The organism is Acinetobacter sp. GW821-FHT01E09 (genome assembly GCF_059422385.1).
The window spans coordinates 2,351,353-2,367,642 of the sequence record NZ_JBWKWU010000001.1 but is presented as its reverse complement, the minus strand read 5'-3'; the positions used below and the strand labels follow the sequence as shown (position 1 = coordinate 2,367,642).

The following is a 16,290-nucleotide window of genomic DNA, read 5'->3' as shown; positions in this document are numbered from 1 at the left end:
GATCTATACCCAATGCAACCAAAGACAACTTTATTAATTCAAAAAGCTATGTTTAATATTGGGTGCTATAGGTACAACGATACAACCCTTTTCTTTTTTTGAGTTTTATTGATGACGCAATTTTGGTCTAAATTTTTTTCCAAGTTATTTTCTACGTTGTTTTCAAAGCTATTGAATCAACAGCAGCGCGAATCGAATAAACATCATCAAGCTTATTCTGGTTTAGACGTTGCCGTTGCTGTGGATACAGATGCTACGGAGATTGGCTTTGCACAAGATCAAATTACTCAGGTCAGTCCTCAAGGTGTGGATTTGATCTGTGGTTTTGAGGGATTAGAGCTTAAAGCCTATGATGATGGTGTCGGTGTGTGTACCATCGGTTACGGAACAACCATTTACCCGCATGGAAAAGCTGTTCAGTATGGTGATACTTGTACCATTGAACAAGCAAAAACCTATATGCAATATGACCTTAGACGTTTTGAACAAGCAGTAAGTGCTGCTGTAAATGTGCCGTTAAATCAAAATCAGTTTGATGCATTGGTTTCATTGAGCTATAACATTGGTATTGGTGCTTTTAAAAATTCAACTTTATTAAAATTATTGAACGCCTCTGATTATTACGCTGCCAGTCATCAATTTGATGTTTGGATCAAAGCAGGTGGCAAAACAGTACAAGGTTTAGTAAACCGAAGAGCAGTAGAGAAAACTTTGTTTCTAAAGCGCTAATATATGAGTGTTTTGCTCAACTGGTGTTCTTTAAACGTTTGTTAAATTCCAGATGATTCATTTTGAATTATCATTTTTTAAAATGTTGTCTAAAAATTAAAATAGTTAAGGTTTATATGAGTATTTATTTAATCCGCCATGCGCAAAGTTTGGGTAATGTAAACGGTAAAACTGAGTCACATGCAAGTATTCCTTTAACCGAATTTGGACATGAACAGGCGCAAAAACTTGTTGATGTTCTACCTCCAGCAAAGCAGATTTTTATCTCGCCATTCCTCCGTACACGTCTAACAGCTGAACCAATTTTATTACGGGATCAGATTACCCCTCAAGTTTTGGATATTCAGGAGTTTTCTTACTTATCCGATACGCGATGTAAAAATACCACTTTAGAGGAACGAAAACCTTGGGTCGATGATTATTGGAATCAAGCAGATGTGAACCTTGTGACAAGTGAAGGTGCTGAATCTTTTGCCAATTTTTATCAACGCGTTACGGACTTTATTGTGCACTTGGATTCGTTAAAAGTACACTATCAACATGATCATTTACTGGTATTTAGTCATGGTCAGTTTTTACAGTTATTGAAAATGCTGGTAGAGCAAAAGCGAGAATTATCATCACAATTAATGCGTGATTTTCGTTATGCATTGTTAAATCATCAATTAGACAATACAGAGTTTTTTATTTTTAAATAAAATGAGATTAACAGCATGAATTTTATAATAAGAAAAATTGCTCTATTGACGGTTTTTACGTTTATACCTGTATCTACATATGCAGATATTGTGGCTTTAAAGTCAGATTTAACTCAATTTGCGCAACCTCTTGAAACACAATGTAAGGGGCTTGAAAGCTATATGCCTCTTAACATGTTGCATAAATTTTTAAATCGCTCAAATTCTGAAAAAATAGATGTGTATTCGATGGATGTTATTTTTGTTTCAGATTTTTTGGGTTATTTAGAAGATAAAAATTGTGCTTTAGCGGCATCTGATTTCACCATCTCAGGTGTTAAAATTTTGAATCAATATCGTAACTTATGGGAGAAAGATCTACCAAAAGAGAGAAAAATCCTGAGATATGAAACTTACCTTGCAGCAGGTGATGCAAGTTTGGTGAAATATAAATGGACGCATAAGATTCAATATCTAGATGATGCGCATCAATTTTATACACAGTACTTAGTGACCAATGCAATCAGTCAACAACAAAAAGATCAATGTGGGAAAAAATGTGCTGAATACTTAGCTGATGTAAGTAAGGTGCAATACTTTGATTTGTATGATTACGCGTCGATATCCAATGAATATCGAAAACTTTTTCGTGATATCTATGAACAATATTCACAGCAAGATGCAAATTTTTCAGACAATCTCGAAAGTCTGAATCTGGTTTTTGAACGTACTGATCAATTTGAAGTGAATGCAATTAAAACCACAGGATTAAGCTCAGTAAATAAAGAGGTGGCTTCTTTAAATAATTTTGATCGCATTTTTAGTTCTGGTGATAAAAAACTTATAGAACTTTATACAAAACGTTTAGATCAATATCTACAAAATAGAATCCAGCATAAATTATTAGATGCAGAGATGACGGATAAAATTTATCAATTCTTGTTAAAAGAATCGAATGAAAATAATGCGATGATTGTACGTACTCAGCAGGAAAGTGCTCTTCAACCTAATCAAAGTTTTCAAATTGGAAAACACCACTATATTTTCAATGGAAAAAGTCATCACATGCAGTTAACTTTCCAACCCGTTGACTAAAGCATGAGTGAGATTGGCATAAAAACTGCTTGATCATTCACACTAAAAAATGGTGATTGAAAAGTTTAAAGGCGGTTTGAGTGAGTAAAACTTATTTACGTGGGCAAGACTTAATAGACCAAATCCAAAATACTCCCTATTCACGAGATCTCATTGGCTATCACGGTGAAGTACCCAAAGTAGCATGGCCCAATCAAGCAAAAATAGCGGTACAGTTTGTCCTTAACTATGAAGAAGGTGCTGAAAACCATATCGAACATGGTGATGCCGGTTCTGAGCAGTTTTTATCTGATATCGTGGGAGCAGCAAGTTTTCCCGACAAACATATGTCGATGGATTCGATGTATGAATATGGCGCTCGTGCAGGATTCTGGCGTATTCATCATGAGTTTAAAAAGCGTAACTTACCCATGACCATATTTGGAGTGGGCATGGCGCTGGCACGTAATCCATATATTGTGGAAGCCATTCAACAAGCCTCTTACGATGTGGTTTCACACGGACAGCGTTGGCTAAATTACCAAAATATAGATATTGAAACGGAACGTCAGCATATTGATCAAGCAATCAGTATTCTAGAAACCTTATTTGGCACTACACAAATAGGTTGGTATACAGGGCGCGACAGCCCAAATACCCGTAAATTATTGGCTGAATTTCCACAGATTAAATATGACTGCGATTACTATGGTGATGATTTGCCATTTTGGACAAACTTAACTAATTTACAAGGCCAAAGCCGCCCGCACCTGATCATTCCATATACATTAGAAAGTAATGATATGAAATTCTGTGCGCCTGCTGGTTTTAACAGTGGCGAGCAATTTTACCAATATTTAAAAGATGCCTTTGATGTGCTTTATGCAGAAGGTGAAACTGAGCCGAAAATGCTATCGATTGGAATGCATTGTCGTATTCTGGGACGTCCCGGTCGTTTTAAAGCATTACAGCGTTTTTTAGATTATATCCAGGCACATGAAAAAGTCTGGATCTGTCGTCGTGGTGATATCGCTGAACATTGGTTTAAACACCATCCAGCCGCATAATTGTCGCTATGAGCATGTCGCTTTTAAGGTAAGCACTTTATTTTTAATTGAATGCAGTAAAGCGCGCAGCAAAGTTTATATAAAAGTGTTTGAAAATTTTAGCGAACTCAAGCATAGGTATTATTCGTGAACATAGAAGAATTTAATCAAGCATCATCAGAAGAGCTTACAACCTTGCTCAAGCATTGTGTGCACATTCAACGTTGGTCAGATGAAATTTTGTCACAACGTCCATTTGTCAACACTCAAGCGTTAATGGATTTTGCAAAAGCACAAGCCTCAACTTGGACATGGTTAGAAATTGCAAATGCATTAGCGACACACCCACGAATCGGTGAAAAAAAGGCTCAGGCTGTGCTGAGTGAAAAAGAGCAAGCATTTTCTCATCAAGAGCAATCAGCAATAAAACAGAGCACTGAAACACAACTTGCTTTATTGCAAGGCAATATTGCTTATGAAAAGAAATTTGGTCATATTTTTTTAATTCGTGCCATGGGCTTAGATCAGACAGAAATTCTACAAGCACTGAAATATCGTTTATTAAATGATCCTGAAACTGAACAGCGTATTGTTAAACAACAACTTGGTGAAATTGCAATGTTAAGACTCAATCAAGAACTGAGTGAAAATGAAAGCTTAAATGATTGATTACATTAAAATAATGTTTAGAAAGGAAATAACATGATCAGTACCCATATCTTAGACACGCATCTTGGCAAGCCTGCCGTAAATGTTCTGATAAAATTATTGGATAGCCAAGACAATATTGTTGCAGAATCAAGGACCAATGAGGATGGTCGGGTTGCAGACCTAAATTTAAGTGAAATCAAAACGGGGGATTATAGTTTGGTTTTTTATACTGCTGAATATTTTGACCGTTTGGCCTTAGCAACGTTTTTCCCAAAAGTTGTGATTAATTTTTCAGTCCTTGATAGGGCACAACATTATCATATTCCTCTATTAATCAGCCCTTTTGCTTATTCCACGTATCGTGGAAGCTAGCTTTTGTAGAATTAGATTTATAGAACTAGATTTTTTCATGATTTTAAAGCCCATTGATTTGGGCTTTTTTTTTGAAATTTTGACCAAGTGTAAAAAATTGGCTTTGTTTTTGCTTATTCACGCAGGTGTTTACCGCTATTTCTGATGGGGAATTTATACAATGAAATTAACACAATTTGCTGCGCTTTCAACTTTCGTTTGCACCGCTTTTAGCACTCATGCTGCGCCTATTTGGCAAGACTTTAGCATTACTGGATTATATGGAAAAAATTATGAATTAATTGCTCGGGAAGATGACCAATCGACCATTACTTTTGAATATGCAGCCAAATTAAAATATGGGGACTTCTTTGCATTTGCGGATCGTACCAATAATGATGTTTCAGGCAATGAGACTTATTTTGAAGTTTCACCACGATTGAGCTTAGGCGCGATTTCAGGGTATAAGTTGGAAGCAGGGCCAATCAAAGACGTTCTTATTGCTACAACATGGGAAGGCGGTGAAGGGTTTAATAATTATCTGTATGGGATCGGGGTAGATTTGGCGATTCCATATTTCCAATATGCACAATTAAACTTTTATAAAGCAGACAATTACAAGAACACAAATGATGATTATCAGCTGACTTTTGTTTTTGGTGTGCCTTTCAAAATTGCATCAGAAGACTTTCTTGTTGATGGTTTTCTGGATTGGTCAACCGCTGAAGATGATCATGCCAGTGAGTTAAACTGGACCACCCAATGGAAATGGAATGCGGGTAAACATATTTCACCAGATACGAAATTGTATTTAGGCGTTGAATATTCTGTTTGGAATAATAAATACGGCATCTCAGGTAAAGATGAAAATAATGTCAGTGCTTTAATTAAATATCATTTTTAAATGATCTTTATCTGATCATGTTTTTAAATGCATGAATAGGATTGAGATAAGCTTAAGATAAATTTTTCAAACCAGCGCAACACTGAATGATGTTGCGCTGGTTTTTTAACAACATAGGGTGAAGTAAAGTCTTATCGCAACACTCCTCAGCACTTTTAGTGTGAATGTTTTGATCCATGCATTTTTTATTTGCTGTTATGAAATGAAAATTATAAGGTTAGGACAATATTTTCATTAAATTGAAAAACATCACAATTGTGACCCTCACCAATCCGATCGATTACAGTAAAGTCGCTCGGTGCTTCAAGCGTCAATAACGGATGATGCCAAGTGCCTGCACGATAGTTTACAGCCTGTTGGCCATTGCTTATAAAGGCATAAATATGATCAAGATCAGGTTGATCTTGATCTAAAGCCGCTGCAACAACAACCAAGAAGGATTGACCTTGCATCGGAATAAATGCCTGTGAACCGATTGGATGGCGTTCAAGCATTTGAATTTCGCAAGGCACTTGGGTTTTTTGAATATTACGGAAAATACTTAATCCGACTTCAGCATTGGCCGCTTGGGCCAAGGATAAAGCATGATAGCGTTCCGTATGCGCGCCATTGATATGGAAAAAGTCATTGCCAGCACAGGCAATGACCTCACCGAATGCTGCAAAAGCTTCAGCAGTTAATGGCTGAATTTGAATATATTTCATAAAATCACTCTGCAATTTTACCCCATAATCGGATACGGCTAATGCCACCGTCTGGAATCATATTGACACGAATATGTGAAATTTTTTCATGTTTTAAAATGTCAGCTACATAATCATGAATATGATCCATTTGCATATCCTGAGCATTGAGTAGAAATGGCCAAAACATACTTTGCGGAATCAATTGTGGATCAGTCGCATTTTCAATATATATCGCTTGAATCGATACTTGAGCGGGGAAATTGCCTTTAAAATGTGCGGTATCAATTTCAATTTTTTCAATTACACCACTTTGACCGAGCGCCAAAATACACCAGTCAAATCCAGGTGCACGGCGGCGTTTGGTTTCCCAACCATCACCCATATTGATCCCACGATTCGGATTGATCAAATTACGAGGATGGCCAAAATGGGCATCACTATAGGCAATCACGCGTCCACCATTTTCAAGTGCCAGTAAATCTAATGTATGTTGGCGATCTTGGATCTGTATTTGCACTTCACCATAGACGCGAAAACGTGCAATGCCACCATCAGGAAAAATATTTAAGCGGACATGGGTAAAGACTGCTGAATTTTTAATGTCAAAAATATGATGTTGGCTTGGGCCAAGCACAGAATTGTCTAGAATGGGCTGCCATAGTGCATTGCTTAAGTCCCCATTTGGTGCATAACAGGCTTCAATTGAAGCAGAAGCAGGGTAATTCCCCGTAAAAAAAGTGGTATCAAGATCAAATGCTGTAATTTTTCCAGCAACACCTAATTTAACAATTGCCCAGTCATAGCCTGCATGGCGTTTACGGCGGGTTTCCCATCCATCCATCCATTTGCCATGATCATCAAATTTATCTTCTACAAAAATGGGTGGATTAAATTGCAACATTCGTTGTGCTTCTGCAAAAAAATCATCTGAACATTCAAGTACTTTTGTACCAATTCGGGGATCTGCCAAATTGCTGTATTGTAGCAAATGTGCAGGAAGCTCAAAACTTGGTGCAAGTAAAGTTGCCATATTTATTTACCATTCATATTACGATTTATATCATTTTATTGATTGATATCAGCACTTAAAGCTCAATAAGCACTCATAAAAACAATATCTTAGCGTCCTCATCATGCATAGCCTATGCCAACTTTGCTTAAGGAATGTTGTGATTTTTAAATAAATGGCACGTTTTTAGCATTTTAGTCATAAGTGTTAAAGAAACAGACAGAGGAGAAATAGATGGAGATTACTATTATCGGTGCAGGTATGGGGGGATTAACCGCAGGTATTGCACTAAAAAAATTCGGACATACGGTCACCATCTATGAACAAACTGAACAAATTCTAGCTGTAGGTGCTGCTATTTCTTTATGGTCAAACGGTGTTAAGTGTTTAAACTATTTAGGCTTAACGGATCAAGTTGCCAAACTTGGTGGTCAAATGGATCATTTAGCCTATATCGATGGCTTAACTGGTGAGCACATGACTCAGTTTAGTTTAATGCCTTTGATTGAAGAGGTTGGGCAACGGCCTTATCCAGTTTCCCGTGCAGATTTACAAAACATGTTGATGGATGAATTTGGCCGTGAGGATATTCATCTTGGGAAAAAAATGGTTGCACTAGAACAAGTAGATCAACACATAAAAGTTCAGTTTGCAGATGGCAGTGAAGTCACCACAGCATTGTTAATTGGTGCTGATGGAACACATTCGCTGACCCGCCAATATGTACTGGGTGAACAGATTGAACGTCGTTATGCAGGTTATGTTAATTGGAATGGCTTAGTCGAAATTTCAGATAAATTTGCCCAAGCAGATCAATGGACAACCTTTGTTGGAGAGGGAAAACGTGTTTCGCTTATGCCAGTGGCAGAGCAACGTTTTTACTTCTTCTTTGATGTACCATTACCTGTAGGTTTAGAAAACAGTAAAGCCCAATATAAAACACTCTTTAAACAATATTTTAAGGACTGGTGCCAACCCGTTCAAAACTTAATTGAAGCGATTGATGAGCAAAAAACCAATCGAGTAGAAATTCATGATATTGAACCTTTTACCCAGTTTTATAAAGGCCGAGTGGTGATTATGGGAGATGCGGCTCACAGTACCACACCTGATATTGGTCAAGGCGGTTGCCAAGCTATGGAAGATGCAATTTACTTAGCAAGGGCTTTGCAAATCAATACATTAGGTTTAGAGGATGCCTTAAAGCGTTATCAAAATAAACGTAATGAGCGCGCCAATGAGTTGGTATTACGTGCCCGCAAACGCTGTGATGTGACCCATATGAAAGATGAAGCTGTGACCGAAGCGTGGTATCAAGACTTACGTCAAGAACAAGGCCCACATATTATGCGTGGCATTATCAGTAATATTATTGGTAATCCTTTAGATTAAATGTTGCTAGGTCAATGCTGAATTTAAATTACTGAATCTAAATTCAGCATTGGAAATCTAACGCTTTTGATTCATATAAGTTTAGGGAGTTATTGCTAGTCATTACTCAGCTATTCATGATTGCTTTGTCGCTTAAGGGTCTGTTGTTCATTTCTGTAAATCAAGGATTTGTATTACAACATACCTAAAGCTGACTATTGATAAGGGATCAGCTTGAGCTTAAATGCTTCGATTTGTTCAATAAGATGCTTAATCATAATTTGCGATACGCGTGAAAGTTGTCGTTTTGGCGCAACACATAAAGCCAGTGTTAATGGATATAAACCCTTTTCTCGAATCGGCTTAAAAACAAGCTCGTCACGTTCTAAATATGGATATGCATCAATAAATGACAATAAACCAATACCTAAATTCTTTTGAATTAATGACATAATCATTCGAATGTCATTACAATCTAAGTGCTGCTGTGGGCTAAATTTATGGTGCTTATACAAGGTCTGCACATAATCATGAATAATTAATGGAGCGCCAGGAATCAAGTGTTTATCGTTGACACTATCTGACAAATAAACTTTCTCATTTTTTGTTAAAGGGTGATCTTTAGGTAAAACAAAACCGATTGGGATTTCGACAAAAGATAAAACCTCTAATTGATGATGGCCTTTCGGGTTTAATAAAATTCCAAAATCAATTTCAGCGTCCATAATCATATTTGACACAGTTTCACTGTCTTGGATATGAAAATTAAAATTGATCCAAGGGTAGTTGTCATACATATATTGAATTGAATCTAAAACAAAGCCATCACTGAGTGCGGAAATCAATCCGCAATCAATTGTTCCCCGAGAAAGCCCTTGGATTTCATCAAAACGATTACGGGTTAATTGAAATTCTTTTTGCCACTTAATTAAATCCGCATAAAGTAACTCTCCAGCAAGTGTCAGTTTTAATCCACTGGGTAAACGTTCAAACAGATCAATGCCAAACTCTTCCTCAGCGAGTGCGATTTGACGATGTACCGCTGATACGGAAATATAGAGTTGATCTGCTGCTTTTCTTAAGCTGCCTGTCTTGGCAACTGCAATAAAATAATCAGAAAATCGTGAAAAAGTTGTATTCACAGGCATATGGGCTGTCCATTATTTATATTTCACGGACTTATTCCTAAGCAATGAAAATCAAGGAAATTTAAAACTCGCTAAAATCACAGATCACTAAGCGATTTTTATGCCAATGATGAGTTTTTTCTAAAAATAATTTTCAGATAGGTGTTCTATTTTTTAGAACGAGATAAGCAAAACATTCTAATAGACAGAATTAGACAAAATTCGTAATTTAAAACTCAGCCATGATTTTAGCTCAGCAACATGCTGAAATCACAGCATAAGATCATGAAGTTAAATATATATTCTGTGAGTTTTGTATGAATGCAATTCCAGTTCTGAACTTATTTAGTCAACCACAATGTAGTGGTTTTGAGCCTAAAGACTGGGAAATACTTGCTCAGCATTGGTATCCTGTCGCACGTGAGCAAGATGTCACAACAGCCCCACAACAAGTACAACTCCTCGATGTGAAAATGGCACTTTATCAAACTGCAAGTGGTGCGATTCAGTTGGTGCGTGATATTTGTCCGCACCGTGGTGTACCACTCAGCAAAGGTTGGGTGCAAGGTGAAGAGATCGTTTGTCCCTACCACGGATTGCATTACAACACAGCAGGTCAATGTACAAAAATTCCCGCACAGCCAGAACTGACACAAATTTCAGAGCGCTTTAGTCTCACCAAATTTCCTGTGGTTTTAAAATATGGTTTGGTTTGGACAAGTTTATTTAGCCGTGATGAAAGCCAAGCAAACTTTCCAATATTGGACACTTGGGATGATCCTGAGCATCAACCCGTACTGCCGCCATTTGTTGATATTGCCGGCTCAAGCGGGCGGCAATTGGAAGGCTTTATTGATGTTGCACATTTTGCTTGGGTACATCAGCAGTCTTTTGCTGATGCTGATAATCCTGTCGTACCCAAATACACCACTGAGCGTACAGCCTATGGTTTACACACAGAATATGTAAGTAATGTGAGCAACTACCCGCATGGCTTACAGCATCTGGCACCAGAGGGTTTTTTATGGAAACGAATTTTTGATGTTTACCCGCCCTTTTCAGCGGTGTTAAAGGTTGAATTTCCACGCGAGGGTATGTTGAAAATTTTAAATGCCTGTTGTCCTGTATCACATAACAAAACCCGCTTATTTGTACCACTGACCCGTAATTTTGATACCACAGGCGACTTGCAGGCAGTTTACGATTTTAATGCGCAAATTTTTGCAGAAGATCAGGACATGGTAGAGAGTCAAAAACCAGAAGAGCTTCCATTAGATATTACAACGGAAGCACATTTTGAAGCAGATCGTTCATCTACAACTTATCGTCGAATATTGGCAGAATGGGGGTTAAGCAAACGCTATATTGTGTAAATTTTCCTTATAGCGTCAGGAGCACATACAATCATTTTTGACCGATTGAGTGCTCTCTCGGATTTACAATTTTAATTCAGTCAATCTAAACCATTTTGTACAATTACAGTTGAATCCATGTGGTTTTTAACTGTGTAAATTTATCAATCGCATGTAAAGATAAATCACGGCCATAACCTGATTGTTTGTATCCTCCAAATGGGGTACTGACATCTAAAGCATCTACTGTATTGATAGAGACTGTTCCTACTAAAAGCTGTTTAGACAGAAGAATTGCTTTCTGAATATCTTTGGTCCAAATTGAGGCAGCTAACCCATAAATGGAGTGATTGGCAAGTTCAATCGCTTCTTCTTGGGTTTCAAAAGTTGTGATTGAAACCACAGGACCAAAAACTTCGTCATGGAAGATTTTAAACTCAGGATTGACACCCGTTAGAATGGTTGGTGCTACATAGGTTGCTGGATCTAAAGCTGCATCTAAATTTAACGGAATAATATGAGATTGCGCACCTTGAGCCTTGGCTTGATCAATAGCAGCTCTGACATTATCCGCATGTTGACGATCAATTAAACAGCCCATCGTGGTATTGGGATCTAGAGGATCTCCAATCTTAACTGTTTTGGCTTTGGCTATAAATTTCTCTACAAATTGTTGTGAAATGCTTTTTTCTAATAAAATCCGTGAATTTGCCGAACACACTTCACCTTGATTATAAAATGCGCCAAAAATCGCTTTATCGACCGCTTTATCTAAATCAGCGTCAGCAAAAATAATGTTGGCACTTTTTCCACCAGTTTCAGGCCAAACAGGTTTCATATTTGATTCAGCAGAATAAGCCAAAAACTTTTTTGCCGTTTCGGTCGATCCAGTAAAGACTAAACAATCGACATCTGGATGGCGTCCAAGGGCTTGACCTGTAATATGTCCTAAGCCAGTAACCACTTGCAATACACCATCGGGAATCCCAGCTTGTTTTGCGAGTTCAGCGAGTTTTAATGCAGTAAAGGGTGATTGCTCTGCGGGTTTTAATATAACACAATTTCCTGTTGCTAAGGCAGGTGCAAGCTTCCAACTTGCCAAATCAAGCGGAAAGTTCCACGGTACTACAGCAGCAACAACGCCTATGGGTTCACGACTAACCATCGCCAGTTGATCTACACTTGTGGGGGCAATTTCATCATAAATTTTATCAATACTTTCTGCATACCACTCAAAACAGGACGCTGCACCAGGAATATCAACATGCAGTGAATCCTGAATCGGTTTACCCACATTGAGGGTTTCGAGTAAGGCAAGCTCTTCAGCATTTTCACGAATAAGTTCAGCGAGCTTTTTAAGTATTTGCTTACGTTCACGCGGCGCTAACCGAGACCAGACACCGCTGTTAAAGGTCTTTCTCGCATGTTGAACTGCTTGTTCAACGTCATTGGCATCACATGCTGACATATCGACTAAAAATTCAGCTGTGGCTGGATTTGATACTTTATAGGTCTGCGTTGTGTTGACAAATTGTCCGGCGATAAAAGCACGAGTAGGCAGTGTTATCTGTGCACGTTGATCTAGCCAATCCTGTTTTAGTTTCATGCAATTTCCTTAAAATTTTAGCTATATAGTAGGTTTAACCGTATTATTTTTCGCCAATTTTGTGAATTTGTTTTATACAAGCCTTGGGTTTAAAAAAAACAAATTAAATGCTTTGCTTATTTGTTGTAAAAATAACTTTTTAAAGCAATAGCAACATCTTAACGCTTAATATGGCTGAGTAAACGTTCAAAAAATGCATCACATTCCTGCATCTGTGAGATTTCAATATACTCATCGGGTTTATGCGCGACTTGAATAGAACCAGGACCACAAACCAATACCGCAGAATTTAACTGTTGATGAAATAATCCACCTTCTGTACCAAATGAAATCTTCTGTAATTCTGTTGCTGGATCTAGCAGTGTTTGTAAAAATTTGACCGCTTGAATGGTTGTTGAGGTATTTAGTCCAGGGTATTGGTTGATTTCCTGAAAACTGACAAATTTTGCATAAGGGCTTTGCTCGACATATTCAAAAATTTTTTCTTGAACAGTCTCCGTATTTTGTTCTGCAACATTACGAATTTCGTAGTCTAAAACACATTCATTGGGAACGATATTTAAAGCTTTACCGCCTTGTATTTTCCCGACATGTACAGTGGTATAAGGCACATCGTAGTCCATATCGACAATTGGACCTTCTGCGATCTGTTTTTGTGTCGTAGTAATTGCCTCAACAACATTTTGAGCGCAATAAATCGCATTGACATATAACGGGGCTAAAGCGGAGTGACCTTCTTGTCCACGACAAATTGCTTTAAATACTGCTTTGCCTTTATGGCCTGTGGCAATATTCATACTGGTAGGTTCACCTATCACACAAAGCTCTGGTTGAATAATTAATTCAGAGAGTAGGCCAAGAATTCCCCGTACACCAATACAGCCAATTTCTTCATCATAGGAAAGACATAGGTGTAATGGTTTAGTCAATTCTGGCATCTGTGCTGCTTTTAACATGGCATGCATCGCGCAGGCGATAAAGCCTTTCATATCCGCAGTACCACGACCATAAATTTTATCGTCTTTGATTAGCGCTTGAAAAGGTTCGCTGCTCCACGCTTGTCCTTCAACTGGAACTACATCGGTATGCCCAGAGAGCAATACACCAGCTAGATCTTTAGGACCAATACTTGCCAATAAGTTGGCTTTGGTCTGTTCTGGATTAAAATTTAAAGTGATACTGATTCCCGCAGGTTCAAGTAAATTCTTAACGAACATGATCAGTTCTAAATTACTTTTGTAGGACGTCGTATCAAATGCAACAAGTTTTTTAAGTAGTTGAATACTCGACAGATTAGACATCTGAGGAATCCTTTTGTGTTTGGGTTTTCATATATGGATCGTAAAAATGTGGCGAACTCATACCTGAAATAAAGTGATCCGAGATAAAGCTTTTGCAACGACTGATAAAAGCTTCAACCACAATATTTTTGGGTACATTTTTCGGTGTTGCAATGCCGATATACATCGGGCGATGTTCATGCGCAATACGAATACGCACCAGACGTTTACCATCAAGGCTATAGGTGTTTTTCGGGCGAACATTCAAAATTGTGTAGCCAATATTATTGGCAACCATGGAACGAACGACATCAATATTTTTTGAAGAACGCACAACATTGGGGGTAAGATTTTGAGCTCTAAATAATGATAAGAAATATTCATTACTATAAGGCATGTCTAAAAGAATCATCGGGTACTGTGAAAGTTCTTCTAAGCTCACAACAGGCAGTATAGCTAAAGGATGCTCCTCACTGACCAGTACATGGGGTGGTAATTTTGTTAAAGCTTCAAAATGAATAATATTTTCATCAATATTGAGATCGTAAGTTAAAGCAAGATCAATATCATTACGTATAAGCGCATTTAGAAGTGCTTGTTGATCATCTTCATAAAGGTCTAAAGAAACTTGTTTATATAAATTGGAAAATCCATTGATAATATCGGCATAGATCATCGGGGTAAAAGCTGGGAAGCAGCCCACTTTTAATGGTCCACGTATGGAACCAGAAAATTCTGCAGCAAGCGAATATAAACTTGAAGCTTGGTTTAAGATCTTCTTACATTCCAACATCACACTTTTACCGACAGTGTTTAAAATCAAGCCTTTCGCATGTTGGCGAATAAATAATTGGGTTTGTAATTCTGATTCAATATGTGCGATTGCGGCAGAAATAGACGGAGAGGATACATGTATCTTCTCCGAAGCAATAATGATGCTGCCACATTCAGCTGTTGCAACAAAGTATTCCATTTGTCTTAAAGAAATTCGATTTAACACTTTGGATACACCTCCATTGTATACCCTCGAAAAGTTTATTCATTTCCTGGAACACCATAGCTACGAGCATTGATCGGGTTTAAAGCTCTTAAAACATAATCATCAATTTGCGGTTCATATATCTGCCATAGTGCAATGAGGTCGGAAATGGGTTGATCTGACCAGTCCACGCGTAAGTCAACAATTGGCCATTCCAACTTGTCAACTACTAAAAGACCAGCAGAGTGTACCTCTCCAGCTTCTCCACCAGCCTGTTTTCCAGCATCTAATGCATAAAGTAAACGTTCAGCTAAAGCGCCTTTACTTTGTTCGAAGTGTTTGAGCATAACATGAGTAACATTCTCATTTGCAAGTAAATTACCCGCACAAACGGCATGTTTCCCTATATGTTGCGTATAGATCCCTAATGTATTTTCTCCACTAAAGGCAAAAGGCTCATTCACCGCATCAAGTAAAGTTAATTGGCGGTATTCAATAAAATCGGTATTTTTGGTTAATTCTGTAATCGCATTTTTAGGCGATATATTATATTTGGTCATTTCAAGTAAAATGCTGGCCAATTGAGGATCAGTTATATTTTGGCTTGCTGCAACACCAATTCCAGCTTTGGCACGTATACATCTTGATGCAACGGCTGGAGAGGAGGAACTAATTGCTGCACCGAACTGTCCTGTTTCACTACATCTCGCAATAATTGAAAACGTCATATTTCCCTCACATCTTGATGGTTTTTAGTCTGGAATAACGGCAATTGCATCAACTTCGACAAGCCACTCTGGACGTGCCAAAGCGGAAACAACAATACCCGTTGAGACAGGGTAAACGCCTTTGAGCCATTTGCCGACAACACCATAGACATCTTCACGGAAGCGTGGATCAACGATATATATGGTAATTTTACAAATATCTGCCAATTCTCCCCCAGCTTCTTTGAGTAGCATGTCAATGTTGTACATCGCCTGTTCGGTCTGACCCTTGACATCGCCTATCGCAACACTTTCCGATGTATCCAGATTTTGTCCAATTTGACCGCGAAGAAAAACAGTTCGCCCACGTGCAACTACAGCTTGGCATAGGTCATTGTCTAAATTCTGCTCTGGATAAGTTTTCTTGGTATTAAATGTTCGAATACGGGTATGTTTCACTGCTCAATCCTCAGTTAATTATGATGTTTCTCTAGTATGCTTACTTCGTGAGCACTCACAATTTGTGTTTTCCTTTCTAGTAATTTACTTTTTCCGTAGTAATAAAAATAATTTAAAAAGAATTATAGTCTGGCATATATTTTCTATTTATTTCATGTGCTTAGTGTGTGGCTTCAGATTTTTTGATGCATTTGTTTTGGATATTCTATTTTCGCTTTGCTGCTGGGCTCCCTATATTTTTCTTAAATCATGTTTTGCGCAGCTTTGATATTTCATTTTTTA

General features: G+C 37.9%; 17 protein-coding genes. 9 read left to right on the top strand and 8 right to left on the bottom strand.

Going from position 1 to position 16,290, the window contains the following annotated elements; all coding sequences use genetic code 11:
• Nucleotides 1–111 precede the first annotated feature (111 nt).
• The 7 genes from AC07U8_RS10840 to AC07U8_RS10810 all read left to right on the top strand — a co-directional run bounded on the left by AC07U8_RS10840 (nt 112) and on the right by AC07U8_RS10810 (nt 5,432).
• Complete coding sequence (locus AC07U8_RS10840) at nt 112–729, top strand: lysozyme (RefSeq protein ID WP_151801395.1); 618 nt, start codon at nt 112–114, stop codon at nt 727–729.
• 116 nt (nt 730–845) lie between these two features.
• Nucleotides 846–1,427, top strand: coding sequence for a histidine phosphatase family protein (locus AC07U8_RS10835; protein ID WP_494737871.1), 582 nt, complete (start codon nt 846–848; stop codon nt 1,425–1,427).
• 15 nt (nt 1,428–1,442) lie between these two features.
• Nucleotides 1,443–2,501, top strand: a complete 1,059-nt coding sequence (locus tag AC07U8_RS10830) for a hypothetical protein (protein ID WP_494737870.1) — start codon at nt 1,443–1,445, stop codon at nt 2,499–2,501.
• A gap of 80 nt (nt 2,502–2,581) precedes the next feature.
• Nucleotides 2,582–3,547 (top strand): allantoinase PuuE, encoded by a 966-nt coding sequence (gene puuE, locus AC07U8_RS10825; protein ID WP_494737869.1) that lies wholly within the window; start codon nt 2,582–2,584, stop codon nt 3,545–3,547.
• Nucleotides 3,548–3,673: 126 nt separating this feature from the next.
• On the top strand, nt 3,674–4,195 hold the full coding sequence (gene uraD / locus AC07U8_RS10820) for a 2-oxo-4-hydroxy-4-carboxy-5-ureidoimidazoline decarboxylase (protein ID WP_494737868.1): 522 nt from the start codon (nt 3,674–3,676) through the stop codon (nt 4,193–4,195).
• Nucleotides 4,196–4,228: 33 nt separating this feature from the next.
• The gene (uraH, locus tag AC07U8_RS10815; protein WP_494737867.1) at nt 4,229–4,549 is read left to right on the top strand and encodes a hydroxyisourate hydrolase; all 321 of its coding nucleotides are present in this window, start codon (nt 4,229–4,231) and stop codon (nt 4,547–4,549) included.
• Nucleotides 4,550–4,709: 160 nt separating this feature from the next.
• The gene (locus AC07U8_RS10810) at nt 4,710–5,432 is read left to right on the top strand and encodes an outer membrane protein OmpK (RefSeq protein ID WP_494737866.1); all 723 of its coding nucleotides are present in this window, start codon (nt 4,710–4,712) and stop codon (nt 5,430–5,432) included.
• Between the two features lie 209 nt (nt 5,433–5,641).
• On the opposite strand, the gene AC07U8_RS10805 is transcribed toward AC07U8_RS10810, so the two are convergent.
• Both AC07U8_RS10805 and alc read right to left on the bottom strand, forming a co-directional pair.
• Nucleotides 5,642–6,136: an ureidoglycolate lyase gene (locus AC07U8_RS10805; RefSeq protein ID WP_034617344.1), complete on the bottom strand. Its 495-nt coding sequence runs from the start codon at nt 6,134–6,136 to the stop codon at nt 5,642–5,644.
• Between the two features lie 4 nt (nt 6,137–6,140).
• Nucleotides 6,141–7,148, bottom strand: a complete 1,008-nt coding sequence (alc, locus tag AC07U8_RS10800; RefSeq protein WP_494737865.1) for an allantoicase — start codon at nt 7,146–7,148, stop codon at nt 6,141–6,143.
• A 213-nt stretch (nt 7,149–7,361) separates the two neighbouring features.
• Here alc and hpxO point away from each other — a divergent pair, with 213 nt between their 5' ends.
• Nucleotides 7,362–8,519 (top strand): FAD-dependent urate hydroxylase HpxO, encoded by a 1,158-nt coding sequence (hpxO, locus tag AC07U8_RS10795; protein ID WP_494737864.1) that lies wholly within the window; start codon nt 7,362–7,364, stop codon nt 8,517–8,519.
• 194 nt (nt 8,520–8,713) lie between these two features.
• On the opposite strand, the gene AC07U8_RS10790 is transcribed toward hpxO, so the two are convergent.
• The gene (locus tag AC07U8_RS10790; protein ID WP_004720328.1) at nt 8,714–9,646 is read right to left on the bottom strand and encodes a LysR family transcriptional regulator; all 933 of its coding nucleotides are present in this window, start codon (nt 9,644–9,646) and stop codon (nt 8,714–8,716) included.
• Nucleotides 9,647–9,942: 296 nt separating this feature from the next.
• On the opposite strand from AC07U8_RS10790, the gene AC07U8_RS10785 reads away from it, so the two are divergent.
• On the top strand, nt 9,943–10,998 hold the full coding sequence (locus tag AC07U8_RS10785; protein WP_494737863.1) for a Rieske 2Fe-2S domain-containing protein: 1,056 nt from the start codon (nt 9,943–9,945) through the stop codon (nt 10,996–10,998).
• A gap of 103 nt (nt 10,999–11,101) precedes the next feature.
• Here the strand turns inward: AC07U8_RS10785 and AC07U8_RS10780 are convergent, their stop codons facing one another.
• From AC07U8_RS10780 to AC07U8_RS10760, 5 genes are all read right to left on the bottom strand, one after another.
• Nucleotides 11,102–12,583 (bottom strand): aldehyde dehydrogenase, encoded by a 1,482-nt coding sequence (locus tag AC07U8_RS10780; RefSeq protein WP_494737862.1) that lies wholly within the window; start codon nt 12,581–12,583, stop codon nt 11,102–11,104.
• A gap of 158 nt (nt 12,584–12,741) precedes the next feature.
• Entirely contained in the window at nt 12,742–13,884 is a 1,143-nt protein-coding gene (gene argE, locus AC07U8_RS10775) for an acetylornithine deacetylase (RefSeq protein WP_494737861.1), read from the bottom strand.
• Entirely contained in the window at nt 13,877–14,863 is a 987-nt protein-coding gene (locus AC07U8_RS10770; RefSeq protein WP_151801405.1) for a LysR family transcriptional regulator, read from the bottom strand. The genes argE and AC07U8_RS10770 overlap by 8 nt, the downstream gene beginning before the upstream one ends.
• Before the next feature lie 35 nt (nt 14,864–14,898).
• Nucleotides 14,899–15,570 (bottom strand): DUF1028 domain-containing protein, encoded by a 672-nt coding sequence (locus AC07U8_RS10765; protein WP_315075836.1) that lies wholly within the window; start codon nt 15,568–15,570, stop codon nt 14,899–14,901.
• A gap of 24 nt (nt 15,571–15,594) precedes the next feature.
• Nucleotides 15,595–16,008, bottom strand: a complete 414-nt coding sequence (locus AC07U8_RS10760) for a RidA family protein (protein WP_056511249.1) — start codon at nt 16,006–16,008, stop codon at nt 15,595–15,597.
• Nucleotides 16,009–16,290: the final 282 nt, after the last annotated feature.